Annotated in this window: 22 protein-coding genes; 18 read left to right on the top strand and 4 right to left on the bottom strand. The window is 58.3% G+C overall.

The genetic code is table 11. The features are described from left to right. Nucleotides 1-62: 62 nt before the first annotated feature. Nucleotides 63-902, bottom strand: coding sequence for an HDOD domain-containing protein (locus GJQ55_RS10220; protein WP_228344864.1), 840 nt, complete (start codon nucleotides 900-902; stop codon nucleotides 63-65). Then, entirely contained in the window at nucleotides 899-1,780 is an 882-nt protein-coding gene (gene ygfZ / locus GJQ55_RS10215) for a CAF17-like 4Fe-4S cluster assembly/insertion protein YgfZ (protein WP_228344863.1), read from the bottom strand. Before ygfZ ends, GJQ55_RS10220 begins: the two co-directional genes overlap by 4 nt. Before the next feature lie 176 nt (nucleotides 1,781-1,956). Here ygfZ and GJQ55_RS10210 point away from each other — a divergent pair, with 176 nt between their 5' ends. Beyond that, nucleotides 1,957-2,211 (top strand): FAD assembly factor SdhE, encoded by a 255-nt coding sequence (locus GJQ55_RS10210; protein WP_228344862.1) that lies wholly within the window; start codon nucleotides 1,957-1,959, stop codon nucleotides 2,209-2,211. Then, nucleotides 2,195-2,584, top strand: coding sequence for a hypothetical protein (locus tag GJQ55_RS10205; RefSeq protein WP_228344861.1), 390 nt, complete (start codon nucleotides 2,195-2,197; stop codon nucleotides 2,582-2,584). Before GJQ55_RS10210 ends, GJQ55_RS10205 begins: the two co-directional genes overlap by 17 nt. A 14-nt stretch (nucleotides 2,585-2,598) precedes the next feature. Here GJQ55_RS10205 and nadB read toward each other — a convergent pair whose 3' ends face one another. Further along, nucleotides 2,599-4,206, bottom strand: a complete 1,608-nt coding sequence (gene nadB / locus GJQ55_RS10200) for an L-aspartate oxidase (RefSeq protein WP_228344860.1) — start codon at nucleotides 4,204-4,206, stop codon at nucleotides 2,599-2,601. Nucleotides 4,207-4,415: 209 nt separating this feature from the next. Here nadB and rpoE point away from each other — a divergent pair, with 209 nt between their 5' ends. From rpoE to acpS, 12 genes are all read left to right on the top strand, one after another. Then, nucleotides 4,416-5,015 (top strand): RNA polymerase sigma factor RpoE, encoded by a 600-nt coding sequence (gene rpoE, locus GJQ55_RS10195; RefSeq protein WP_228344859.1) that lies wholly within the window; start codon nucleotides 4,416-4,418, stop codon nucleotides 5,013-5,015. A gap of 20 nt (nucleotides 5,016-5,035) precedes the next feature. Next, on the top strand, nucleotides 5,036-5,614 hold the full coding sequence (locus GJQ55_RS10190; protein WP_228344858.1) for a sigma-E factor negative regulatory protein: 579 nt from the start codon (nucleotides 5,036-5,038) through the stop codon (nucleotides 5,612-5,614). Continuing rightward, nucleotides 5,611-6,546 (top strand): MucB/RseB C-terminal domain-containing protein, encoded by a 936-nt coding sequence (locus tag GJQ55_RS10185; protein ID WP_228344857.1) that lies wholly within the window; start codon nucleotides 5,611-5,613, stop codon nucleotides 6,544-6,546. The genes GJQ55_RS10190 and GJQ55_RS10185 overlap by 4 nt, the downstream gene beginning before the upstream one ends. 2 nt (nucleotides 6,547-6,548) lie before the next feature. Then, nucleotides 6,549-7,010, top strand: a complete 462-nt coding sequence (locus GJQ55_RS10180; RefSeq protein ID WP_228344856.1) for a SoxR reducing system RseC family protein — start codon at nucleotides 6,549-6,551, stop codon at nucleotides 7,008-7,010. An 11-nt stretch (nucleotides 7,011-7,021) separates the two neighbouring features. Continuing rightward, on the top strand, nucleotides 7,022-8,425 hold the full coding sequence (locus GJQ55_RS10175) for a DegQ family serine endoprotease (RefSeq protein ID WP_228344855.1): 1,404 nt from the start codon (nucleotides 7,022-7,024) through the stop codon (nucleotides 8,423-8,425). A 105-nt stretch (nucleotides 8,426-8,530) separates the two neighbouring features. Beyond that, nucleotides 8,531-10,333 carry a translation elongation factor 4 gene (gene lepA / locus GJQ55_RS10170; RefSeq protein ID WP_228344854.1) on the top strand — a complete coding sequence of 601 codons (1,803 nt, stop codon included), beginning with the start codon at nucleotides 8,531-8,533 and terminating at the stop codon, nucleotides 10,331-10,333. A gap of 1 nt (nucleotide 10,334) precedes the next feature. Next, entirely contained in the window at nucleotides 10,335-10,697 is a 363-nt protein-coding gene (locus GJQ55_RS10165; RefSeq protein ID WP_228344853.1) for a DUF4845 domain-containing protein, read from the top strand. After that, nucleotides 10,694-11,401, top strand: a complete 708-nt coding sequence (rnc, locus tag GJQ55_RS10160) for a ribonuclease III (RefSeq protein ID WP_228344852.1) — start codon at nucleotides 10,694-10,696, stop codon at nucleotides 11,399-11,401. Before GJQ55_RS10165 ends, rnc begins: the two co-directional genes overlap by 4 nt. After that, entirely contained in the window at nucleotides 11,398-12,294 is an 897-nt protein-coding gene (gene era, locus GJQ55_RS10155) for a GTPase Era (RefSeq protein ID WP_228344851.1), read from the top strand. Before rnc ends, era begins: the two co-directional genes overlap by 4 nt. Nucleotides 12,295-12,297: 3 nt before the next feature. Then, nucleotides 12,298-12,987 carry a DNA repair protein RecO gene (recO, locus tag GJQ55_RS10150; protein WP_228344850.1) on the top strand — a complete coding sequence of 230 codons (690 nt, stop codon included), beginning with the start codon at nucleotides 12,298-12,300 and terminating at the stop codon, nucleotides 12,985-12,987. After that, complete coding sequence (pdxJ, locus tag GJQ55_RS10145) at nucleotides 12,984-13,730, top strand: pyridoxine 5'-phosphate synthase (protein WP_228344849.1); 747 nt, start codon at nucleotides 12,984-12,986, stop codon at nucleotides 13,728-13,730. The genes recO and pdxJ overlap by 4 nt, the downstream gene beginning before the upstream one ends. A gap of 16 nt (nucleotides 13,731-13,746) precedes the next feature. Continuing rightward, nucleotides 13,747-14,172: a holo-ACP synthase gene (gene acpS, locus GJQ55_RS10140; RefSeq protein ID WP_228344848.1), complete on the top strand. Its 426-nt coding sequence runs from the start codon at nucleotides 13,747-13,749 to the stop codon at nucleotides 14,170-14,172. Here the strand turns inward: acpS and GJQ55_RS10135 are convergent. Beyond that, on the bottom strand, nucleotides 14,162-16,969 hold the full coding sequence (locus tag GJQ55_RS10135; RefSeq protein WP_228344847.1) for a response regulator: 2,808 nt from the start codon (nucleotides 16,967-16,969) through the stop codon (nucleotides 14,162-14,164). The two genes, acpS and GJQ55_RS10135, sit on opposite strands and share 11 nt — an antisense overlap. A gap of 179 nt (nucleotides 16,970-17,148) precedes the next feature. Here GJQ55_RS10135 and cysM point away from each other — a divergent pair, with 179 nt between their 5' ends. From cysM to mazG, 4 genes are all read left to right on the top strand, one after another. After that, nucleotides 17,149-18,048, top strand: coding sequence for a cysteine synthase CysM (gene cysM, locus GJQ55_RS10130; protein WP_228344846.1), 900 nt, complete (start codon nucleotides 17,149-17,151; stop codon nucleotides 18,046-18,048). A gap of 101 nt (nucleotides 18,049-18,149) precedes the next feature. Continuing rightward, nucleotides 18,150-19,481 carry an rRNA adenine N-6-methyltransferase family protein gene (locus tag GJQ55_RS10125; RefSeq protein WP_228344845.1) on the top strand — a complete coding sequence of 444 codons (1,332 nt, stop codon included), beginning with the start codon at nucleotides 18,150-18,152 and terminating at the stop codon, nucleotides 19,479-19,481. Next, the gene (relA, locus tag GJQ55_RS10120; protein WP_228344844.1) at nucleotides 19,474-21,717 is read left to right on the top strand and encodes a GTP diphosphokinase; all 2,244 of its coding nucleotides are present in this window, start codon (nucleotides 19,474-19,476) and stop codon (nucleotides 21,715-21,717) included. The genes GJQ55_RS10125 and relA overlap by 8 nt, the downstream gene beginning before the upstream one ends. Beyond that, on the top strand, nucleotides 21,717-22,526 hold the full coding sequence (mazG, locus tag GJQ55_RS10115) for a nucleoside triphosphate pyrophosphohydrolase (protein ID WP_228344843.1): 810 nt from the start codon (nucleotides 21,717-21,719) through the stop codon (nucleotides 22,524-22,526). The genes relA and mazG overlap by 1 nt, the downstream gene beginning before the upstream one ends. Nucleotides 22,527-22,602 lie beyond the last annotated feature (76 nt).

The following is a 22,602-nucleotide window of genomic DNA, read 5'->3' as shown; positions in this document are numbered from 1 at the left end:
GATAGCAGCGCTGAAGCGCTGCCTTTTATATGGATAGCAGCGCTGAGGTGCTGCCGGTTGTGTCAATGCCGCAGTGCCGCCTGGCTGGCGCTCAGCTCGTCGGCCAGATCTTCCAGAATGGTCACTTCTTCGGCGGCATCCAGACCCAGCCGGCGGAACGACCCCAGTTCGCTGCAGTTAATGCGGGCCAGTGGGTGGTCACTGCCGGCGTAGCTTTGCAGCGTCGCCACCTGCACCAGATCGCTGTAATCCGCCTGCTCGGCCTGATGCTGCAGATTCAGATATTCCTTCGGCACCTCGGCCAGCGCTGGCTGAAACTTCCAGCTGCGCAGAATGTAGGCGCCCAGCGCCGGATGCAGTTTTTCCAGCACCAGATCCAGCGATAAGCTGTCACTCAGCAGCCCTTCATGGGTTTCGGCATAGGCCAGAATCGGCAGCATACCAATCTGGTGCACCAGCCCGGCCAGCATGGCCTGATCCGGCTGTAGTTTGGTGAAATGACGCGCCAACACCTGCGCCGAGGCGGCAATTTCCATGGAGTGTGACCAGCATTCGCGCAGGCGCCGGTCGATGATGTCGTGGGTGGCCTGGAACATCTGCTCCATGGCCAGACCAATGGCCAGATTGCTGGTGAAGTTAATGCCCAGCCGGGCAATGGCGGTACCCAGGTCGGTGACCGGACTGCTGGTGCGCACCAGCGGGCTGTTGGTGACCTTGATAATACGCGCGCTCAGGGCCGGATCGCGGGCAATAATCTGGGCCAGATCGGTAATGGTGGCATTGATATCTTCCGCCACATCCCGTACCTGCAGGGCCACTTCCGGCAGGGTCGGCAACACCAGCTCATCGTTCTTAATCTGTCTGACAATCTCATCTTTTACCTGCAGGGCCAGGTTGCTCATTGTGCGGGCTCCGTATCCGTTCCGTCGTTAATGCCGTCAGTATAGAAAAGTCCGGCGCCGGTGAGAGAAATATCACCGGCCAGCAGCGCCGCCGGCAGGGAACCGGCGTTAATAACCGCCAGACCCTGCTGGCCGGCCCAGCAGGCCACCTCGCCGATGGCTTTGCCCTGCTGATCCTGCAGTGGGGTTAACACCGCCAGATCAAGCGGCTGCTCACTGTAAAGCTGAATCACCTGCTTTTTGCTTTTGCCCAGATACTGCAGCCGCGCCACGATCTCCTGGCCGGTGTAGCAGCCTTTGCGGAAACTGATGCCGCCCTGATGGTGCCAGTCAATGTGCTGCGGCACCCATTGTTCACGGCTGGCTTCGGTTACCCAGATCAGGCCCTGACGGATATCGGCGGCGGCCCACTGGCCGTTATCCGGGGAGTGGCCGGCGGTGTTGCCGGCCTGCCAGCGTTCACGGCGGCCATCCGGCCACTGCAGTTCCAGCCCGTCAGCAATAACCGGCAGCGGTTGCGGCTGGGTCAGTAAGGCGGGGCTGCTCTGGGCCGGCACGGCGCCCAGTACCTGCCAGTCGTCGCTGCGGTCAGTGAGGGTGGTTTTAAAAAATACGGCGTAGCGACTTAAATGCTGGTGCAACGCCGCCACCTGTTCGCGTGGCAGGCGTAACCAGAAGGTGTTGTCCTGCCGGCCGATCACAAAATTAGCCACCATCCGGCCTTTGGCGGTGCAGCAGGCACCCAGCGTCCACCGGCCTGCCTGCAGCGCGGCGACGTCACAGGTTAATTGCCCTTGCAGAAAACGTTCGCTGTCAGGGCCGCTGATTTCCAGCAGGGCCAGGTCCGGCAGAACAGAAAAAACCGCGGTATCACTCATGTTGGCTCCGGCGTCGGATAAAAAAGATGGCACAGGCCGGCCAGTCTACTGCAAAAGCGGTAACCATTTAATGCCGGACTTCAGCGCGCTGGTGAACGCTTTGTGTCATTGGTGTGGCGGTGCCTTTTGCTATACTGCCGCCCTGTCTGAAATGACCTTGTTCTGAGGAGAAGCGGGTGACTGACGAATTAGAAGCCAAACGCGTCCGCTGGCACAGCCGCCGCGGCATGCTGGAACTGGATGTATTGTTGTTGCCCTTTGCTGAGCAGGTGTACACCACCCTCAGCGCGGACGATCAGGCCATCTACCGGCGGCTGCTGGAATGTGAAGACCCGGATTTATTTGCCTGGTTTATGGAGCATCAGACCCCGCCGGATGCGGAGCTGGAAGCCATGGTGAACCGGATTCTTGAGCGTGCCCGTAACCGCTGAAACCTGGTTGTTACAGCCCTCGCGCCGCCAGCGCTGGCTGGATGCGGCGTTTATGGCGGTTACGCTGGGGTTGCTGTGGCCGTTGCTCAGTCTGGCTGAACTGGCCGCGCTGGCCCTGGTGTGGGGATCCTTGTGGTGGTGGCGGCAGCGCCGTCATTGGCAGCGGGCCTATCTGCATCATGATGGCAGCGGCTGGTGGCTGGAGGCCGGCGGGCAACGTCAACCGCTGGTCTGGCGCACTGGCAGCAGCCGGCGCGCCGGATTAATCAGCTGGCGCTATGGCCTGTGGCCCTGGCAACGCTTGCTGATCCGCGCCGACAGCCTGCCGGCGGCGGATTTTCAGCGCCTGCTGAAGGCGCTGTATTTGCCCTGAACCCGCTGTACCGATCAGAGTTCGCCCAGTTCTTTCAGGTATTTGGGCGTCAGCACGGTATCAAAGGCACGCGGCAGTGGCTGCGGGTAATCGCGGCTGAAGTGCAGGCCGCGGCTTTCTTTGCGCAGCAGCGCCGAGCGGATAATCACATCCGCCACATCGACCAGGTTACGCAGTTCTAGTAAGTCGTTACTGACCCGGTAGTTGCTGTAAAACTCCTGAATTTCCTGGCGCAGCATCTGCACCCGGTGCTTGGCCCGCACCAGCCGTTTGGTGGTGCGCACAATGCCGACGTAGTCCCACATAAAACGGCGCAGCTCATCCCAGTTGTGGGAAATCACCACATCTTCGTCGGAATCTTTTACCTGGCTGGCGTCCCAGGCCGGAATATCCGGTACCGGCTCGCTGAAGTCGGTGTGGGCCGTAATGTGGGCTGCTGCAGAACGGGCAAACACCAGACATTCCAGTAAGGAGTTGCTGGCCAGCCGGTTGGCCCCGTGCAGGCCGGTGCTGGCGGTTTCGCCGATGGCGTACAGATGTTCGATGTCGGTGCGGCCATGCACGTCGGTGACCACGCCGCCGCAGGTGTAATGCGCCGCCGGCACCACCGGAATGGGCTGGCGGGTAATATCAATGCCCAGTTCCAGACAGCGTTCATAAATGGTGGGGAAATGTTCCTTAATAAAGGCCGCTGGTTTATGGCTGATATCGAGGAACAGACAGTCGGCCCCCAGACGTTTCATTTCATGGTCGATGGCGCGGGCAACAATATCGCGCGGCGCCAGCTCGGCGCGCTCATCAAAGCGCTGCATAAAGCGTCTGCCATTGGGCAGCAACAGTTTGCCACCTTCACCGCGTACCGCTTCGGTAATCAGGAATGACTTGGCCTGCGGATGGTACAGACAGGTGGGATGAAACTGGTTGAATTCCATATTGGCGACCCGGCAACCGGCGCGCCAGGCCATGGCAATGCCATCACCGGAGGCACCGTCGGGGTTGCTGGTATACAGATACACCTTGCTGGCGCCGCCAGTGGCCAGCACTACCGCGTGGGCGCTGATCACATCCACTTCGCCGGTGTCGTTATTCAGAAAATACGCGCCGATACAGCCGTGTCCGCCCAATCCGAGTTTTTCCCGGGTAATCAGGTCGATGGCGATGTAATTCTGCATCAGGGTCAGATTGGATTTGGCCCTGGCCCGTGCCAGTAAGGTGTCGGAAATGGCATGGCCGGTGGCGTCGGCGGCGTGAATAATGCGCCGCGCGCTGTGGCCGCCTTCACGGGTCAGGTGAAAATGATCGGGGCTGTCCTGAGTAAAAGGCACGCCCAGATCAATCAGCCACTGAATGGCGGCGGTGGAATGTTCCACGGTAAAGCGTACGGCGGGTTCATGACACAGGCCGGCCCCGGCCACTAAGGTGTCCTGTACATGGGCTTCGACACTGTCGTGTTCATCCAATACGGCGGCGACGCCGCCCTGCGCCCAGCGGGTAGAACCGGAATCCAGTTGTTCTTTGCTGATAATGGCCACCCGCAGATGATCCGGTAACGACAGCCCGAGGGTCAGGCCGGCGGCGCCGCTGCCGATAATCAGCACATCAAAACGGTAGGATTCGCTCATAATTATTCCGCTTGCCGAGAGTATTGGCTGCCATGTTACAGGCGCCGGGGCGGTGCATGATACACTGGCGCGCAATCTATGAATAAGCCGGGCCGGGAACTAAATCCGCCTTCAGTGTCTCTATCTGCATCATCTGACCTGAAGGGAAGTTATCTATGAGCCTGGCAGCAGTGGCAGAGAATGCCCGGTATACAACAGCGGAACGAGGCATGACAGACCAACAGAATAACGACCGCCAGCTGGTGGCGCGCGTCCAGAAAGGCGATCGCCGCGCCTTTGATTTGCTGGTTATCAAATACCAGCACCGTATCCTGGCGCTGGTCGGCCGCTTTATCCCCGATTTTGCCGAAGCCCAGGACGTTACCCAGGAAGCCTTTATTAAGGCCTACCGGGCGTTGCCGGGGTTTCGTGGCGACAGCCAGTTTTACACCTGGATGTACCGTATTGCGGTGAATACCGCCAAAAACTATCTGGTCAGCCGCGGGCGTAAAACCCCGACCCGCGATATTGATCTGGAAGATGCCGAATTTTTTACCGACGAAAAAAATCTGAAAGACATCGAAACCCCGGACAGCCTGCTGCAACGCGATCAGCTGCAGAAGGTGGTGTTTGATGCCATTGAGGCGTTACCGGAAGAACTGCGCATGGCCGTTACCCTGCGCGAGCTGGATGGCCTCAGTTATGAAGAAATTGCCGAAGTGATGGATTGCCCCATCGGCACGGTACGCTCGCGGATTTTCCGGGCCCGGGAAGCCATTGAGCGCAAAATGCAACCGCTGCTGGCCGACACGGCCGAAAGTCTGGCCTGAGTCAGGAGGTAACAACCGCCATGAATGAACGAATCAATGAATCCCTGTCGGCGCTGATGGATGGCGAGGCCGATGAACTGGAAGTGCGGCGTTTACTGAACCAGCTGGAACAGGATGATGAACTGCGTACGACCTGGCACCGTTACCAGTTATTGGGGGCGGTAATGCGGGGTGAACCGGTGGCCACCGTCGATTTGTCGCAGGGCATCCGCCAGGCGCTGGACGGTGAACCCATGGATGACTTACCGCACAGCGTACCGGCGGCGGTAATGGTGTCACCCCGCTGGCGCTGGCTGGCTTCCGGTGCCGTTGCCGCCAGTGTGATGCTGGCTGTGCTGGTGGGCGTACAGTGGCAGCAAACTGAGTCTGCCGCCGGTGGTGTGCCGCTGGCACAGCAGGCCGAACCGGCGCCGGTGGCTGAACAGCAGCTGGCACAAAGCCTCAGTCCGGAACAACAGGCGGAGCTGGAAGCGGCGCAGCACAAACTGCAGGAATATGTGATGCAACATACCGAGCAGGCCACCGTGGCACCGGCCCGCGCCATTGCGCCGTTCGCCCGGGTTGTGAACTTCGGTCAGGAGGCCGGCGCCCAGCAGTGATAAAACACGCTTTGCTGATGCTGAGCCTGCTGTTGGCAGCGCAGGCCAGCGCCGACGGCAGCAGTGCCTACGACTGGTTCGGACGCATGGTGCAGGCGGCCCGCGAACAGAATTACAGCGGTGTCCTGCTGTACGGCAACCAGCGCCACTGGGATTCCCTGGCGGTACAGCACGCCCTGCAGGACGGACAGGAATACGAACGGCTGCAACGCCTGACCGGCGCGCCGCTGGAGCAGTTGCGCCAGGGAGAGCAGGTGTTCTTTCTGAATCCGGCGGTGGGGCAGCCCCTGCAAAATCCTCTGCACAGTTTTTTACCCGGCCCGGATCTGCGCGATCAATATGAACTGACCCTGGGTGGCAATGACCGCATTGCCGGCCATTATGCCCGCCTGATTGTGTTGCAACCCAAAGACCAGCATCGCTACGCCATGCGCTTATGGCTGGAGCAGAAAACCGCGTTGTTGCTGCGTTCCGAACTGCTGGATGAGCGCCAGCAGGTGCTGGAGCGGGTGCAGTTTGCGCAGCTGGAAATCGGCAGTATCATGCCGGCCGAATTATTTACCCGCCCGGCCAGTGAACCGGTACCGCCGGCACCTTCGTATCCGGATGACGACGTCAGCTGGCAACCCGACTGGTTGCCGGCTGGTTTCAGCCGTTTGGCGGCGCGTCAGCAAGGCGATGATATTCAGCTGTTATTCAGCGATGGTCTGGCCGCCTTTTCGGTCTTTGTTGATCGTCCGGCCGCCACGATTGCCCCCCTGCAAAAGCGCTGGGGGGCCACTGCGGCGGTGGTGCAGCAGGTAAAGAATGAGGCCGGCGAGTCACGCCGGGTGACGGTGGTGGGGGAATTGCCGGCCACCACGCTGCAGAAAATTGCCGGCTCGGTGCAACCCGTGGCTGCGGCGGCACCCAAAGCGGCACAACAGGAGTAACCATGAATCAGGAAATGGTCGAAATTACCGCGCTGGGACAAGGCGGCGTCTGGGTCGAAGGTACCCAGCGCAGTGCCTGCCACAGCTGCAGTGCCCGGGCCGGTTGTGGGCAGCACAGCCTCAGCCAGCTGGGCCGGCCGTTACGCCTGTGGGTGCCCGCCAGTGGTCAGTGGCAGGTGGGCCAGCAGGTGTTATTAATACTGCCGCGCGGCAGCCTGGCCGGCAGCGCTTTATTACTCTACGGTTTGCCCTTATTAACTCTGCTGCCGGCGGCCGCGGTTGGCCAGCAGTGGGGCGGTGATGGCATGGCGGCGCTGCTGGGGCTGGGCGGCTTACTGGCCGGCTTTGCGCTCAGCCGCAGCCTGGCGCAGCGCTTTGCCAGTCGCTGGCAACCACAGATTCAGAGCCACTGCCCCAGCGTGCGCATTGCCTCTGACCGAATGTATCCGGAATCTTCACACTAACAGGTAAGTCTATGAATGCAGTGCTCCGTTATTTTGTTTTAACGCTGTTATGGCTGAGTGCCGGTCAGGCACTGGCAAACCTGCCGGATTTCCGTGATCTGGTGAAAGAAGCCTCGCCGGCGGTGGTGAACATCAGCACCGTACAGCGTGCCGGTGGCAGTGATTATCAGCAACGCTATGGCCTGCCCCAGGAGGTGCCGGAAATTTTCCGCCATTTCTTCGGTATTCCGGTGCCGCCGCAAGGTGGTCCGGGTGGGAAGGGCGGTCGTGAAAGCACGTCGCTGGGCTCGGGTTTTATTATTTCCCGCGATGGTTACATTCTTACCAATAATCACGTTATTAAAGATGCCGATGAAATTATTGTGCGTCTGAACGACCGCCGCGAACTGGAAGCCAAGCTGATTGGTGCGGATGAAAGTACCGACCTGGCGTTGCTGAAAGTGGAAGCCAAAAACCTGCCGACGGTGAAGCTGGGCAATTCCGAAACCCTGGAAGTGGGTGAGTGGGTGGTCGCCATCGGCTCACCTTTCGGGTTTGATTATTCCGTCACCGCCGGTATTGTCAGCGCCAAAGGCCGCAGCCTGCCGAACGAAAATTACGTGCCTTTTATTCAGACTGACGTTGCCATTAACCCGGGTAACTCCGGTGGCCCGCTGTTTGATCTGAATGGCAAAGTAGTGGGCATTAACTCGCAGATCTATACCCGCTCTGGCGGTTTTATGGGCGTGTCTTTTGCTATTCCAATTAATGTGGCGCTGGATGTCAGTGAGCAGCTGAAAGAAAAAGGCCGCGTCAGCCGGGGCTGGCTGGGTGTGGTGATTCAGGAAGTGAGCAAAGAGCTGGCGGAATCCTTTGGTCTGGAAAAAGCCGCCGGTGCCCTGGTGGCCCAGATTGTACCGGGCAGCCCGGCCGACGATGCCGATCTGCAGAATGGCGATATCATCACCCATTTCAACAGCAAGCCAATTTATATGTCGTCCGATCTGCCGCATCAGGTTGGCCGGGTAAAACCGGGCAGCAAAGTGGCACTGGATGTGGTGCGCAACGGCAAACGCCGTAAAGTGAGCGTTACCATCGGTACATTGCCGGACGCTGACAGTGCCGAGCTGGCGCTGAACAACAGCAATCCGAAAGAACGCAGCAGCAACCGCCTGGGGCTGGTAGTGGCTGACCTGAATCCGGCCCAGCGTAAAAACGTTGGTGATGGTGTGGTGGTGCGTGAAGTATTGCAGGGCACCGCCGCTCAGGCTGGCCTGATCAATGGCGATATTATCACCATGATTTACGGCGAGCCGGTGCGTACCGTCGAAGAGTTCGACAAAGTGGTGGCGGGTTTGCCGGCCGGCCGCAGCGTGCCGATGCGCATTGTGCGGCGTGGTGCGGCGATGTTTATTCCGCTGCGTATTGCGCCGTAATCTGCCCTGCAGCCCACCGCCGGCCGGCGGTGGGCACAAAATAGCCTTTACCCCGCCTTTCAAGTAAAATCGCAACCCATTTTAACGAGCAACGGGTTGTTTTCTGTGAGCCAGCTGGACCACATTCGTAACTTTTCCATCATCGCCCATATTGACCACGGCAAATCCACCCTGTCAGACCGTTTTATTCAGGTCTGTGGCGGTCTCAGTGACCGTGAAATGCAGGCTCAGGTGCTGGACTCCATGGACATCGAACGCGAGCGCGGTATTACCATCAAAGCGCAAAGCGTTACCCTCAACTACACCGCCCGTGATGGTAAAACCTATCAGCTCAACTTTATTGATACCCCCGGCCACGTTGACTTCAGCTACGAGGTCAGCCGTTCACTGGCGGCCTGTGAAGGCGCGCTGCTGGTGGTGGATGCGGCTCAGGGCGTGGAAGCCCAGTCGGTGGCTAACTGCTACACCGCCATTGAGCAGGGGCTGGAAGTGCGCCCGGTGCTGAACAAAATGGATCTGCCGCAGGCTGATCCGGATAAAGTCGCCCAGGAAATTGAAGAAATTATCGGTATCGACGCCACCGGCGCCGTGCGTTGCAGTGCCAAAAGCGGCCTTAACGTGGAAGACGTGCTGGAAGATCTGGTCACTCATATCCCGCCGCCGCAAGGCGACCCGGACGCACCGCTGCAGGCGCTGATTATTGATTCCTGGTTTGACTCTTACCTGGGCGTGGTATCCCTTATCCGGGTTAAAAACGGCGTGATCCGCAAGGGCGATAAAGTACGGATGAAATCCACCGGCCGCGATCATATCGTTGACGGTATCGGTATTTTTACCCCGAAGATGACCCCGACCGGAATATTGGGTACCGGCGAAGTGGGTTATCTGGTGGCCAGCATCAAAGAAATTCATGGCGCCCCGGTGGGTGATACCATCGTCAGCACCAAATTTGCTGATGAAACCCCGATTCTGCCAGGTTTCCAGAAAGTAAAACCCCAGGTGTATGCCGGTTTATTCCCGGTCTCCTCAGATGATTTTGAAACCTTCCGCGATGCGCTGGAAAAACTGTCGCTGAATGACGCTTCGTTGTTTTATGAGCCGGAAAATTCTGACGCGCTGGGCTTTGGTTTCCGTTGTGGCTTCCTCGGTATGCTGCACATGGAAATTATTCAGGAGCGGCTGGAACGTGAATACGACCTTGACCTGATTACCACCGCCCCCACGGTAATTTATGAAGTGGTTACCCGTAAAGGTGAAACCCTGCAGGTCGACAGCCCGTCCAAATTACCCGACGCCGGTTCCATTGAAGAAATGCGTGAACCCATTGCCGAGTGCAATATTCTGGTGCCGCAGGATTATCTGGGTAACGTTATTTCCCTGTGCATTGAAAAACGCGGTGTGCAGATGGATATGCAGTACACCGGTTCACAGGTTTCCCTGCGCTATGAAATTCCGCTGGGCGAAGTGGTCATGGATTTCTTTGACCGCCTGAAATCGGCCAGCCGTGGTTTTGCCTCGCTGGATTACAGTTTCAAGCGCTTCCAGGCGGCACCGCTGGTGCGTCTGGATGTATTGGTTAATGGTGAAAAAGTCGATGCCCTGGCAGTGATTATGCACCGCGATAATGTCCGTCGCCGCGGTGCCTCGTTAACCGAAAAAATGAAAGAATTAATTCCGCGCCAGATGTTCGATGTGGCCATTCAGGCAGCCATTGGCAACCAGGTGGTGGCCCGTACTACCGTTAAAGCATTGCGTAAGAACGTAACTGCCAAGTGTTATGGCGGTGACGTATCGCGGAAGAAGAAACTGCTGCAGAAGCAGAAAGAAGGTAAAAAACGCATGAAACAAATCGGCAATGTGGAAATTCCACAATCTGCCTTCCTCGCCGTACTTAAAGTGGATGACTGATATGCAGCAACAACGCGGAATGTCGATGGTATCGGTGCTGATTATTCTGGTGGGCGTGGCCTTATTGCTGAAAGCCGCGTTCGGGTTATTTTCCATGTACTGGGATCATAAGATGATCAGCACGGTACTGGAAAAAATGCACAGTAACCCGGACGAGCGCACGGAAGTGCGCCCGGCGCAGCTGAAACGTATTATTCAGGAACGCATGGACAGCAATAATATTGATGTTGATATGAGCGGCCTGACCTTCCGTCCGGCCCAGAACGGGGTGCAGATGGACTGGCAGTATGAAATGCGCCGCACCTGGCTGGGTAATGTCGACCTGGTGGTTACTTTTACGCAAAACCAAGAATTCAGCCAGTGAATAATCCCTTAGTTAAATTATCGCAACGACTCGGTTACCGCTTCCGCGATGAAAGTCTGGTGCTGCTGGCACTGACGCACCGCAGCAAAGGTGGCACCAATAACGAACGGCTGGAATTTCTCGGCGACTCCATTCTTAATTTTGTGATTGCCGAAGAACTGTACCAACGGTTCGGCTTAGCCAAAGAAGGCAAACTCAGCCGTCTGCGGGCCAAAATTGTGAAAGGGGAAACCCTGGCAGAAATCGCCCGCGAACTGGATCTGGGCGACTTTCTGCTGCTCGGTTCCGGTGAATTAAAAAGCGGTGGCCACCGCCGCGATTCCATCCTGGCCGATACCGTAGAAGCCTTAATCGGTGCGCTGTATCTGGAAGCCGGTTTAGAGGAAGTGCGTGGCCGCATTTTAAGCTGGTTTGGCCCGCGGCTGGATCTGCTGAGCCTGGAAGATCCGATCAAAGATCCGAAAACCCGCCTGCAGGAACATCAGCAGGGTAATAAGTCGCGTCTGCCGGCTTATGAGGTGTTGCAGGTAGAAGGCCCGACCAACGAACAGATTTTTACTGTGGAATGCCGGGTGCCGGAATGTCCGCAACCGGTCGTGGCCCGGGGCAACAGCCGCCGCGCGGCAGAACAGCAGGCGGCCCAGCAGATGCTGGTGTTACTCGGAATTGATCAAACCCCGTCCGGCGGGAAGGAAACTGTATGACCCAGCGTACCGGTTACGTTGCTATTGTCGGCCGGCCTAATGTCGGCAAGTCCACGTTGCTGAACCGTATTCTCGGCCAGAAGTTATCCATTACTTCGCGCAAGCCGCAAACCACCCGCCATCAGATTCTGGGCATTAAAACCGAAGACGATCAGCAGGTGATTTATGTGGATACCCCGGGTATTCACAAACTGCAGGACAAAGCCATTAACCGCTATATGAATAAAGCGGCCACCACAGCGGTAAAAGACGTCGATTTAATTCTGATGCTGATCGACCGTATGCGCTGGACCGACGAAGACGAAATGGTGCTGAACACCATTAAAGGTCAGCGGGCACCGGTGGTGCTGGTGGTGAATAAAGTCGATTTCGTTAAAGAAAAAGACGAGCTGCTGCCGTGGCTGGAAGAAGTCAGTAAAAAACATAATTTTGAGCAGATTATTCCGCTCAGTGCCAAGACCGGCCACAACGTCGACCGGCTGGAGCATCTGATTGAAAGCTACCTGCCGGAAAGCCAGCACTTCTTTCCGGAAGATCAGATTACCGACCGCAGCTCGCGTTTTCTGGCGGCCGAACTGGTGCGCGAAAAAATCATGCGCCAGCTGGGCGATGAACTGCCCTATGCCATGACGGTGGAAATTGAAGAGTTTGTGCATAACGGCACGTTAATTGATATCAGCGCCCTGATTCTGGTGGAGCGGGCGACCCAGAAAGCCATTGTGATTGGTGATGGTGGTTCCCGTATCAAGCAGATCGGTCAGGATGCGCGCAAAGATATGGAAGTGATGTTTGACTGCAAAGTGATGCTGAAGCTGTGGGTGAAGGTAAAAGCCGGCTGGTCGGACGATGAACGCGCTCTGCGCAGTCTGGGTTACGACGACCGCATCGGTTAAGCCATGCAGGCGCTGATCATTCTGCAGCGCCAGCCGCTGCGCGAGCAGGACTGGCTGCTGGATGTGTTCAGCAGCCAGCGTGGCCGCTTAAGCCTGGTGCTGAACCGGCCACAAACCGTACCGGACTTATTCACTCTGTATCAGGGCGACTGGCAACCGGCGCAGGACTGGCCGGCGCTGAAAGGCTGGCACCGGCAACAGAGCTGGCCATTACAGGACACCGCGTTGTTCTGTGGTTTTTATCTGAACGAACTGCTGGTGAAATTACTGCCCCGGCATGAGCCGCAGCCCGCCTTGTTTGCAACCTATCAGGCGACCCTGAACGGCCTGCACAACAGCCCGGTGGCCGACCCCTGGTTACGGTTATTTGAAGTACAGTTACTGACGCAGCTGGGCTATGGTTTTTCCTGGCAACAGGACAGCAGCGGTCAGCCGCTGCAGGCCGGGCAATACTACCGGTTTGTGCCGGGGCAGGGTTTCAGTCCCGCCGCCAGTGGCCTGGCCGGTGCTGATTTATTGGCGTTTGCCAGCGGTGCCAATGCCTTACCGCTGTGGCGCCTGGCGCGCGCAGTATTGCGCCAGGCGCTTGATCATGTGCTGCAGCAACCGCTGCTCAGCCGCGAATTATTATTGCCGGCCCGTGCGGCCGGAACACCAACTGCGGCCGATGCCGCCACCGGGAGACTGCCGTGAAAAATCCGCAACGAGTGTTATTGGGTGTGAATATTGACCATGTGGCCACCCTGCGTCAGGCCCGTGGCACCATCTACCCGGATCCGGTGCAGGCGGCCTTTATCGCTGAACAAGCCGGCGCCGATGGCATTACCGTGCACCCGCGCGAAGACCGCCGCCATATCCAGACCCGCGATGTGCTGGTGCTGGCCAAAACCCTGTCCACCAGGATGAATCTGGAAATGGCCGTCACCGACGCCATGCTGACCCTGGCCGAGGAGGTGCGCCCGGCGGCCAGCTGTCTGGTGCCGGAAAAACGTGAAGAACTCACCACCGAAGGCGGTCTGGATGTGGTGGGTCAGGAAGCCCATATCCGCGCCGCGGTACAACGGCTGCAGGCCATTGGCAGTGAAGTGTCGCTGTTTATCGACCCGGACGTTGCCCAGATCGACGCCACCGTGCGCACCGGCGCGCCGGTGATCGAACTGCACACCGGCCGCTACGCCGATGCCACTACCGAAGCCGAACAGCTGGCGGAATTGCAGCGCATTCAGCAGGCCGCCGCCTATGCCCATGAATGTGGCTTAATTGTGAATGCCGGCCACGGTCTGCATTACCACAACGTTGAGGCCATTGCCGCCATTCCCTGTATGAACGAGCTGAACATCGGCCACGCCATTGTCGCGCGCGCCGTGTTTGTCGGGCTGGCCGAAGCGGTGCGGGAAATGCGTGCTTTGCTGGCTGCGGCGACCAGCCGCGCCTGAAGCGGTTACGCAGCTGATGAACATTACGCCTCCCACCTTGCAGAGTATGCCTGGCCGAGTTGCCGGAGTGGTCGCGGTCGGTACTGACCTGCTCGACAGCCAGCGCATTGAGCAGGCCGTGGCGCGGCATGGGCAGCGCTTTGTGGCAAGGATTCTGACCCCGGCAGAACAGCAGCTGTACCGCCAGCGGGCGCAGCCGCTGAACTTTCTGGCCAAGCAGTTTGCCGCCAAAGAAGCGTTGGCCAAAGCGCTGGGTACCGGCATTGCTCAGGGGGTTGGTTTTCAGCAGCTGGAGATATTGCGCGATGCTGCCGGTGCGCCACAGGTGCAGCTGTACGGCGTGGCGTTACAGCGTCTGCAGCAGCTGGGGGCGCAGCAGGCGCTGGTCAGTTTGTCGGATGAAGGGGCGCTGATTCTGGCTTTTGCGCTGCTCAGTCGCTGACCGCAGTACCTTCCAGTAACAGGGTTTCCCAGTCATTGCTGTGGGCCCAGTGCTGCAGATTGGCGCTGTCTTCCACCAGTTGCCGCATTAAGTCCGGCAGCATGCTGTTTTGGCCTGCTTTGAGGGCGGTTTCCAGTTTTTCCAGGGTATTGCGCAGGCAGGGCACGCCACAGTAGCGGGTGGCGCCGTGTACCCGGTGTACCCGCTCCAGCAGTTGTTCCATATCCTCTTCTTCCCAGGCTTCCATAATGGCCGGCATATCCAGCGCCAGCGAATCCAGCAACATACGGAACATATCGGTGGCCAGGTCGGCTTTGTTATTGGCATGGCGCAGCGCGATGGCAGTATCAAACACCCAGTGACACAGCGGGGCGGGGGCCGATGCAACGGCTGGTGCCACGGGCTGAATGGTACAGCGGAAACCGGTCCAGCGTTCAATACAGTTAACCAGTTGTTCCTGTGAAATGGGTTTGGTCTGGTAGTCGTTCATACCGGCTTTCAGCAGGGCTTCTTTTTCATCGGCCATGGCGTGGGCGGTGAGGGCAACAATGGGCATATTGCCGCGTTCGGTCAGCGCCCGGATATGACCGGTGGCCTCCAGGCCGTTCATATCCGGCATCTGAATATCCATCAGAATCATGTCAACATTCTGCTGCCGCACCACATCAATGGCTTCGCGTCCGGAGGTGGCCGACAGCACCGGCAGCTGCAGTTCCTGCAGCAGCGTTACCACCAGTTTCAGGTTGGCGGCGTTATCGTCCACCGCCAGAATTACCGGTGCGGCTTTGTTGCCGTTATTGCGGGCGGCATCCTGCCCCTGACCAGGCAGGGCCGGCAGCTGCAGAGCCTGGCGCAGCACCCGGTACAGATGCCGGCGGGTGCAGGGCTGACTGATGCTGAAACTGACACCAGCCTGCAGCAATATTTCGGCACTGTCGCTGCTGCCGGGTTCGGTCAGGGCGATGACCGGCAGCCCTTGCTGACGGACCTGATGCAGCAGTTTACGCACGGCTTCGGAATCGGGCAGATGACGGCCGATACTGATAATCAGCCCCTGCCAGGGCGGCGCACCTTCTTGTTCCAGCGCGTCCTGCAACTGAGGCAGATGCTCATAATCGGTGTGGTCGATCTGCCATTGCTGCAACAGGCTGGCAATGTTCATCCGGTTCATCACTGCCGGTTCCAACAGGGCCAGCCGTAACCCCGGCAGCGGTGGCAGATCATCCTGCGGGTTGGGCTGCAGGCCGGCTTCAATATGGAAACTGAAGGTGGAGCCGCGGCCCGGTTGGCTGCTGACCTGAATGTCACCGTGCATGGCTTCGACCAGCGCGCGTGAAATAATCAGCCCCAGCCCGGTACCGCCAAACTTGCGTGCGGTGCTGGCATCGGCCTGGGTAAAGGCGGTGAAGATTTTGCCCAGCTGGGCGTCGCTCATGCCGATACCGGTATCCTGAATTTCAAAGCGGATGCCGGCGCGGTTGTTATTCTGGCTGATCACCGACACCCGCACGTTCACCGAGCCGCGCTCGGTAAATTTAATGGCGTTATTAATCAGGTTGGTGAGCACCTGTTTCAGGCGCAGCGGGTCGCTCTGAATGTGCAGCGGCACATCGGAATAAATCAGGTAGTTCAGTTCCAGCCCTTTGTTACCGGCTTCCGGTGCCAGCACGGTCAGCACGTCTTCCAGTACATCGCGCAGATTGATATCGGTGTGTTCAATAATCAGCTTGCCGGCATCGATTTTTGATAAGTCGAGAATATCGTTGATGATCTTCAGCAGGTCGGTTGAGGAATTATGAATGGTGGCCAGATAATCCGCCTGACGGTCGTTAACCTGGGTGCGCGCCAGCAGCTCGCTGAAGCCGATAATGCCGTTCAGTGGGGTGCGGATTTCATGGCTGACATTGGCCAGAAATTCCGATTTCATGCGGCTGGCTTCCAGCGCTTCTTTACGGCCGATGGCCAGTTCGCGGTTGCGGATTTCCAGCTCGTCGAGGGTTTCCTGCAGATCGCGGGTGGTTTGTTCCAGGTTGTGCTGGTGCTCGGTATTGGCCCGCTGCAGAGCGCTGGCCATGGCATTAATGCCCGAGGCCAGCTGCACAAATTCGGCCCCTGCCTGCACATGCACCCGGGTATCCAGCTTGCCGTTTTCCAGATCTTTCATGGCCCGGGCAATGTGCTGCATGGGTTGTGATACCTGGCGGCTGAAGCGCAGGGCGATAAAGCTGCAGATCAGCAGCGCCAGGGCGATTACCGTCAGGGAGGACGCCAGATGCTGGAAATGCTGTAAGCGGGTGTTGTTCAGCGACAGTTCCAGTTCAACCCAGCCCAGCACCTGTAACGGGCCGGTCGGCTGTACCGCAAAACTGTTGAATTCATCGTCGATAATCAGGTTCTGGGCATACACCGGTGCGCGTACCCGCACCGACTCCTCGGTACGTTGCAGCAGCAGCTGGCCATCCAGCAGTTGTTGCTGCCCCAGCCGTTCGGTGTGCATGCGTGGGCCGGCGTGCGCCATGATGACCATGTCCGGGTTGTAGATACTGACCGCCCGCACATCCTGTTCTTCCAGCATATTGTTGGAAATATTCTGCAGAATACCGCTGCTGCCGGTCATCACGCCGTATTCCGAGGTCGGCGCCAGCTGCTTCACCATCGCCAGCGCGCGCTCTTCCAGCAGGTTGTTTAAATCCCGGGCGCGCTCCGACATAAAAAAAATGCCCAGCACCAGCGTTACCAGCACCCCGGGCAGCAGGGCTAAAAACAGGATGCGGTTCTGAATGGTCCAGTGGTTCATGCCGGCAGCTCAACGCGAAAGTGCGGCCAGAATAAAGCCCGCCGGACGGCGGTGCAATCGTTGCGCCGGGCCAGTCTCCAGCCTTCAGCCTGATATAAGTAAAGATCGAAGGGATATTACCTTCTGCCCCTGTGCACAGGTAAACTGTGCGCCCTTTGGTTATATAGACAGGGCCTGCCGTGACCGACTTTCAGTATCCCACCATTGCCGACACCGTTGGCAACACCCCGCTGGTGCGTTTGCAGCGTCTGCTGCCGGCCGGCAACAGCAATACCATTCTGCTGAAGCTGGAAGGCAATAATCCGGCCGGCTCGGTTAAAGACCGCCCGGCGCTGGCGATGATCGCCAACGCCGAAGCCCGTGGTGTGATTCAGCCCGGCGATACCTTAATTGAAGCCACCAGTGGCAATACCGGCATCGCGCTGGCGATGGCGGCGGCCATTAAAGGCTACCGCATGATTCTGATTATGCCGGACAGCGCCACCATGGAACGGCGCTGGGCCATGGAGGCCTACGGTGCCGAACTGATTCTGGTGAATAACGGCATGGAAGGTGCGCGCGATCTGGCGCTGGCGATGGAAGCCCGTGGCGAGGGCAAGGTGCTGAATCAGTTTGGTAATACCGATAATCCGGCCGCGCACTACGCCAGCACCGGCCCGGAAATCTGGCGCCAGACCGGCGGCCGGGTGACCCATTTTGTCAGCTCCATGGGCACCACCGGCACCATTATGGGCACTTCGCAGTACCTGAAAGAACAGAATCCGCAGGTGCAGATTGTTGGCCTGCAGCCCTCCGATGGCGCCTCTATTCCCGGTATCCGTCGCTGGCCAGAGGAATACCTGCCGACCATTTTTGAGCGCGAGCGGGTGGATACGGTGATGGATATCACCCAGCAGGAAGCCGAACACTGCATGCGCGAACTGGCGCGTAAAGAAGGCATTTTCTGCGGTGTTTCCTCGGGTGGGGCGGTGTCGGCGGCATTGCGGCTGGCACAACAGCTGCAGCATGCCACCATTGTCGTGATTGTCTGCGACCGCGGTGACCGTTATTTATCGTCCGGTGTGTTTGCGCCACAGTAAGGGCCTGACGGGCTTGCAAATTCTGCCGTTGCCCTCATATTGAGCGCCGTAACGCCGCCGCACCCATACCTGCGGTTGGTTCTTTAATCTGAGGAGCGCTGGTGAAACCTGCAACTTCAACCACGCGCCTGACCCTGACGGTCGATAATCTGACCTCAGAAGGCGAGGGCGTGGCGCGGCGTAACCGCGACATCTACTTTGTACCGGGCGCGCTGCCCGGTGAAACCGTTGAAGTGGTGCTAAATGGCCGGCGCCGGCAGGTGTGGCAAACCCGCCTGCTGAGCATTCAGACCCCATCCCCGCAGCGTACCGAACCCCTTTGTCCGCATTACCAGCGCTGCGGCGGCTGCGATCTGCAGCATCTGCAGTATCCGGCGCAGCTTGGTTTTAAGCAGGAGCGGGTGGCGCGGGAATTCAGTCGGCAGAACATCAGCGTGCCCGACTGGCAGCCACCCATTCAGGCCGAACCCTGGCATTACCGGCGTAAGGCGCGCCTGGGCGTGCGTTTCAGCCAGCAGAAAAGCGAAAACTTTGTCGGCTTCCGCGAAGCCGCCTCGGCGCATCTGACCAATATTGATGAATGCTTGGTGTTACCGGCGCACCCGGCGCTTAACTGGGCGCACTGGCGCGAGCAGCTGGGGCAGTTGCAGGGGCGGGCGCACATTACCCAGATTGAAGTCATTGTCGCGGATAACGCCCTGGCCCTGGTGCTGCGGATTTTAAAACCCCTGAGTGACGCGGATCAGACCTCGTTAATTGACTGGCTGCAGGGCACTGTAACCGCCGGCAGTCTGCCGTTGCAGCTGTGGCTGAAAACCGACAAACAGGCCGCACCGCAGTTGCTGTGGCCTGCGCCGGCGGAACCGTTATATCACCTGGTAGACGAACTGCCGCTGCAGATTCAGCCGGACGATTTTATCCAGGTAAATGGCGCCGTAAACCGCGCCATGGTGCAACAGGCGCTCGATTGGCTGCAGCCGCAGCCCGATGAGGTGATCTGGGATCTGTTCGCCGGTCATGGCAATTTCAGCATGCCACTGGCCAAACGCTCGCAGCAGGTGTGGGCGGTGGAAGGTGATGAATCCATGGTTACCAGCCTGCAGCAACAGGCGCAGCAATTACAGTTGCCGTTGCACGCCCGCTGCGCCGATTTAAGCGGTAATGACGGCTTGCGCGAGCTGCCCGGTCCGGCAGCGGTGCTGCTCGATCCGCCCCGCGCCGGCGCCGCCGGCATTATGCAGGAGCTGCTGCAGCGGCAGGTGCCGCGCATTCTCTATGTGGCCTGCGATGCGGCCACTCAGGCCCGCGATCTGAATGTATTAATAACGGCCGGCTACCAGGTGGTGCGGGCCGGCATTATGGATATGTTTCCGCAGACTCATCATGTGGAAACCATGGTATTACTGGAACGGAAGGCAAAACGACATGGTTAAGGTGCGTGACGACCATCCGCTGTTACACGATGGTTCACTGGACGTTGCCAGCTGGCTCGACAGTATCCAGCAAGCCTACGATGTAAAAGATCCGGACACCCTGGGGCGGGCGCTGACGCTGGCCAAACAGCTGTCTGATGAAGCCATTGTCAACCGTACCTACTGGTCCATTGACAGTGTGCAGATGGGTCTGGAAATGGCGCAGATTCTGCTGGATCTGCGCCTGGACACCGAATCGCTGGTGGCGGCCATTCTGTACCGCGCGGTGCGCGAAGGGCGGCTGGCGCTGCAGAAAGTGGAACGTGATTTCGGCGCCGAAGTCGCCAAGCTGATTGAAGGCGTGTTGCGCATGGCGGCCATCAGCGCCATTCAGAATTCCGGCGATGAAGTGGTGCTGGGCCAGCGTCAGGCACAGGTGGATAACCTGCGCAAAATGCTGGTCGCCATGATCGACGATGTGCGGGTGGCGTTAATCAAGCTGGCCGAACGTACCTCGGCCATCCGTGCCGTGAAAGACGGCCCGGAAGACAAGCGCCGTAAAGTCGCCGAAGAAGTCTTTAATATTTATGCGCCGCTGGCGCACCGCCTGGGTATCGGCCATCTGAAATGGGAGCTGGAAGACCTGGCCTTCCGTTATATGCAGCCGGAGGCCTATAAGAAAATTGCCCGCCTGCTGGATGAAAAACGCCTGGCCCGGCAGGATTACATTGACGATGTGGTGCAGCGCCTGCGTGATGAATTACTCGGTGCCGGCATTAAATGTGATGTCTATGGCCGGGTAAAACATATCTACAGTATCTGGCGCAAAATGAGCCGGAAAAATCTCGATTTTTCGCAGATTTACGACATCCGCGCGGTGCGGATTCTGGTGCCGGAATTAAAAGACTGCTACGCCGCGCTGGGGCTTGTGCATGGTTTGTGGCGGCATATTCCCAACGAATTTGACGACTACATCGCCAACCCGAAAGAAAACGGTTACCGCTCCTTGCATACCGCCGTGGTGGGGCCGGAAGGCAAAGTTCTGGAAGTGCAGATCCGCACCCATCAGATGCACGAAGATGCCGAACTGGGCGTGTGTGCGCACTGGCTATATAAAGGCACCGATATCAACGCCAAAGATCAGGGTTACGAACAGAAAATTACCTGGTTGCGGCAGGTATTGGAATGGCACGAAGAACTGGGTGACTTACCCGAATTAGCGCAGGATTTCGGCGCCGACATTAACCCCGACCGAATTTATGTCTTTACCCCGGATGGCCATGTGGTGGATTTACCGCCACGCGCCACGCCGGTGGATTTCGCCTATCGGGTGCATACCGAAGTGGGCAATAAATGCCGCGGCGCCAAGGTTAACGGCCGCATTGTACCGCTGACGTATTTGCTGAAAAACGGCGAGCAGGTGGAAATTCTGACCAGCCCCAACGGCCACCCCAGTCGCGACTGGTTGTATCCGGAAGCCGGTTATCTGCATACCAGCCGCGCCCGTGCCAAAGTGGCGCACTGGTTTAAATTGCAGGCCCGTGATCAGAACGTCGAAGAAGGCCGCCAGTTGTTATTACGCGAACTCGATCGTCTGGATCTGGCCAATGAACCACTGACGCCAATCGCTGGCGATATGAACATGAAATCGGTCGACGATATGTTCGCTGCCATTGGTGCCGGTGATTTGCGCGTTGGTCAGATTGTTACCGCCGTGCTGCGGCGGGCCGATACCGGTCAGACCCAGCAGGAATTACCGCTGCTGCGGAAACCGGAACAGGACCGCAAAGCCAACGACAACAATATTTATATTGAAGGGGTCGGCAATCTGGTGACCCTGCTGGCGCAATGCTGCCAGCCGGTGCCGGGCGATGATATCCGTGGTTATGTCACCCAGGGACGTGGTGTCACCATTCACCGCAGTGACTGCGATAACTTATTGCATCTGGAAATCAGCGAACCTCAGCGCGTGTTGCAGGTAAGCTGGGGCAATAAACCCAACCGTACTTATCCGGTGGATATGCTGATTCAGGCCTATGACCGGACCGGTTTGCTGCGCGATGTCAGCGCCTTGCTGGCCAATGAACGGGTGAATGTGACCTCGGTAAATACCTCGTCCAATCAGGGCGAAAATACCGCCAGTATGCAGCTGACGGTGGAAGTGGAAAGTCTGGAACGGTTTGGCCGTCTGATGACCCGCATTGCCCAGTTGCCCAATGTTATTTCAGCCCGCCGGGTGCGGGCAGGAGCGCGCTGATGCACAGTCTGGATGATTTGCTGTACCTGATGCGCCGCCTGCGTGACCCGCACACCGGCTGCCCGTGGGATTTAAAACAGGATTTTGCCAGTATTTTGCCGCACACCCTGGAAGAAGCCTACGAGGTGGCCGACGCCATTGAGCGACAGGACTGGCCGCATCTGGAAGAAGAACTGGGTGACCTGTTATTTCAGGTGATTTTTTACGGCCAGATGGCGGATGAGCAGCAATTATTTAACCTGCACTCCATTATTCACCGGCTGGTGGAAAAATTAATCCGCCGGCATCCGCATGTCTTTCCGGCCGGCACGCTGCACAGTGAACGTGACCCGGGTATTACGCCGGAAGACGCGCAGATTAATGCCAACTGGGACGCCATTAAACAACAGGAAAAGGCCGGCAAGCCCAGAGTGCCGGAACGCCTGCTGGATGATGTGCCCGTTACCCTGCCGGCCCTGAGCCGGGCGGTAAAACTGCAGAAAAAAGCCGGCGCCGTTGGGTTTGACTGGGACAATATTCAGGGCGTGGTGGCCAAAATTCATGAAGAACTGGCGGAAGTGGAAGCCGAATTGCCGGGCCGCGACCCGCAGCGGCTGGAAGAGGAAATCGGTGATCTGCTATTTGCCGTCACCAATTTAGCCCGCCACCTGCAGGTAAACCCGGAACTGGCCCTGCGCGGTACCAATCAGCGTTTTTACCAGCGCTTTGCCGTGGTGGAAGAGCAGGTGGGCCGCCAGGGCGGCTGGCATAAAGCCACCCCGGCCAGCATGGAAGCCGCCTGGCAGCTGGCGAAAAAACAGGGCCGCTGATCCGTTTTTTACGGCCGCTGTCATGCCCTTCTGGCAGCAGTGTTTTAAATCGGCTTTTTCACTTGCACTCACCCGA

Source organism: Venatoribacter cucullus (genome assembly GCF_016132445.1).
Taxonomy (GTDB): Bacteria; Pseudomonadota; Gammaproteobacteria; order Pseudomonadales; family Oceanobacteraceae; genus Venatoribacter; species Venatoribacter cucullus.
This window is presented reverse-complemented; position numbering and strand designations above follow the sequence as displayed.

What these genes read in the sequence shown, in the direction of transcription:
- acpS (WP_228344848.1), top strand. Translation starts at nt 13,747, where the DNA reads ATGAACATTACGCCTCCCACCTTGCAGAGTATGCCTGGCCGAGTTGCC.
- GJQ55_RS10180 (WP_228344856.1), top strand. Translation starts at nt 6,549, where the DNA reads ATGAATCAGGAAATGGTCGAAATTACCGCGCTGGGACAAGGCGGCGTC.
- mazG (WP_228344843.1), top strand. Translation starts at nt 21,717, where the DNA reads ATGCACAGTCTGGATGATTTGCTGTACCTGATGCGCCGCCTGCGTGAC.
- GJQ55_RS10165 (WP_228344853.1), top strand. Translation starts at nt 10,335, where the DNA reads ATGCAGCAACAACGCGGAATGTCGATGGTATCGGTGCTGATTATTCTG.
- ygfZ (WP_228344863.1), bottom strand. Translation starts at nt 1,780, where the DNA reads ATGAGTGATACCGCGGTTTTTTCTGTTCTGCCGGACCTGGCCCTGCTG.
- nadB (WP_228344860.1), bottom strand. Translation starts at nt 4,206, where the DNA reads ATGAGCGAATCCTACCGTTTTGATGTGCTGATTATCGGCAGCGGCGCC.
- rpoE (WP_228344859.1), top strand. Translation starts at nt 4,416, where the DNA reads ATGACAGACCAACAGAATAACGACCGCCAGCTGGTGGCGCGCGTCCAG.
- relA (WP_228344844.1), top strand. Translation starts at nt 19,474, where the DNA reads ATGGTTAAGGTGCGTGACGACCATCCGCTGTTACACGATGGTTCACTG.
- GJQ55_RS10135 (WP_228344847.1), bottom strand. Translation starts at nt 16,969, where the DNA reads ATGAACCACTGGACCATTCAGAACCGCATCCTGTTTTTAGCCCTGCTG.
- era (WP_228344851.1), top strand. Translation starts at nt 11,398, where the DNA reads ATGACCCAGCGTACCGGTTACGTTGCTATTGTCGGCCGGCCTAATGTC.
- recO (WP_228344850.1), top strand. Translation starts at nt 12,298, where the DNA reads ATGCAGGCGCTGATCATTCTGCAGCGCCAGCCGCTGCGCGAGCAGGAC.
- GJQ55_RS10190 (WP_228344858.1), top strand. Translation starts at nt 5,036, where the DNA reads ATGAATGAACGAATCAATGAATCCCTGTCGGCGCTGATGGATGGCGAG.
- GJQ55_RS10220 (WP_228344864.1), bottom strand. Translation starts at nt 902, where the DNA reads ATGAGCAACCTGGCCCTGCAGGTAAAAGATGAGATTGTCAGACAGATT.
- GJQ55_RS10175 (WP_228344855.1), top strand. Translation starts at nt 7,022, where the DNA reads ATGAATGCAGTGCTCCGTTATTTTGTTTTAACGCTGTTATGGCTGAGT.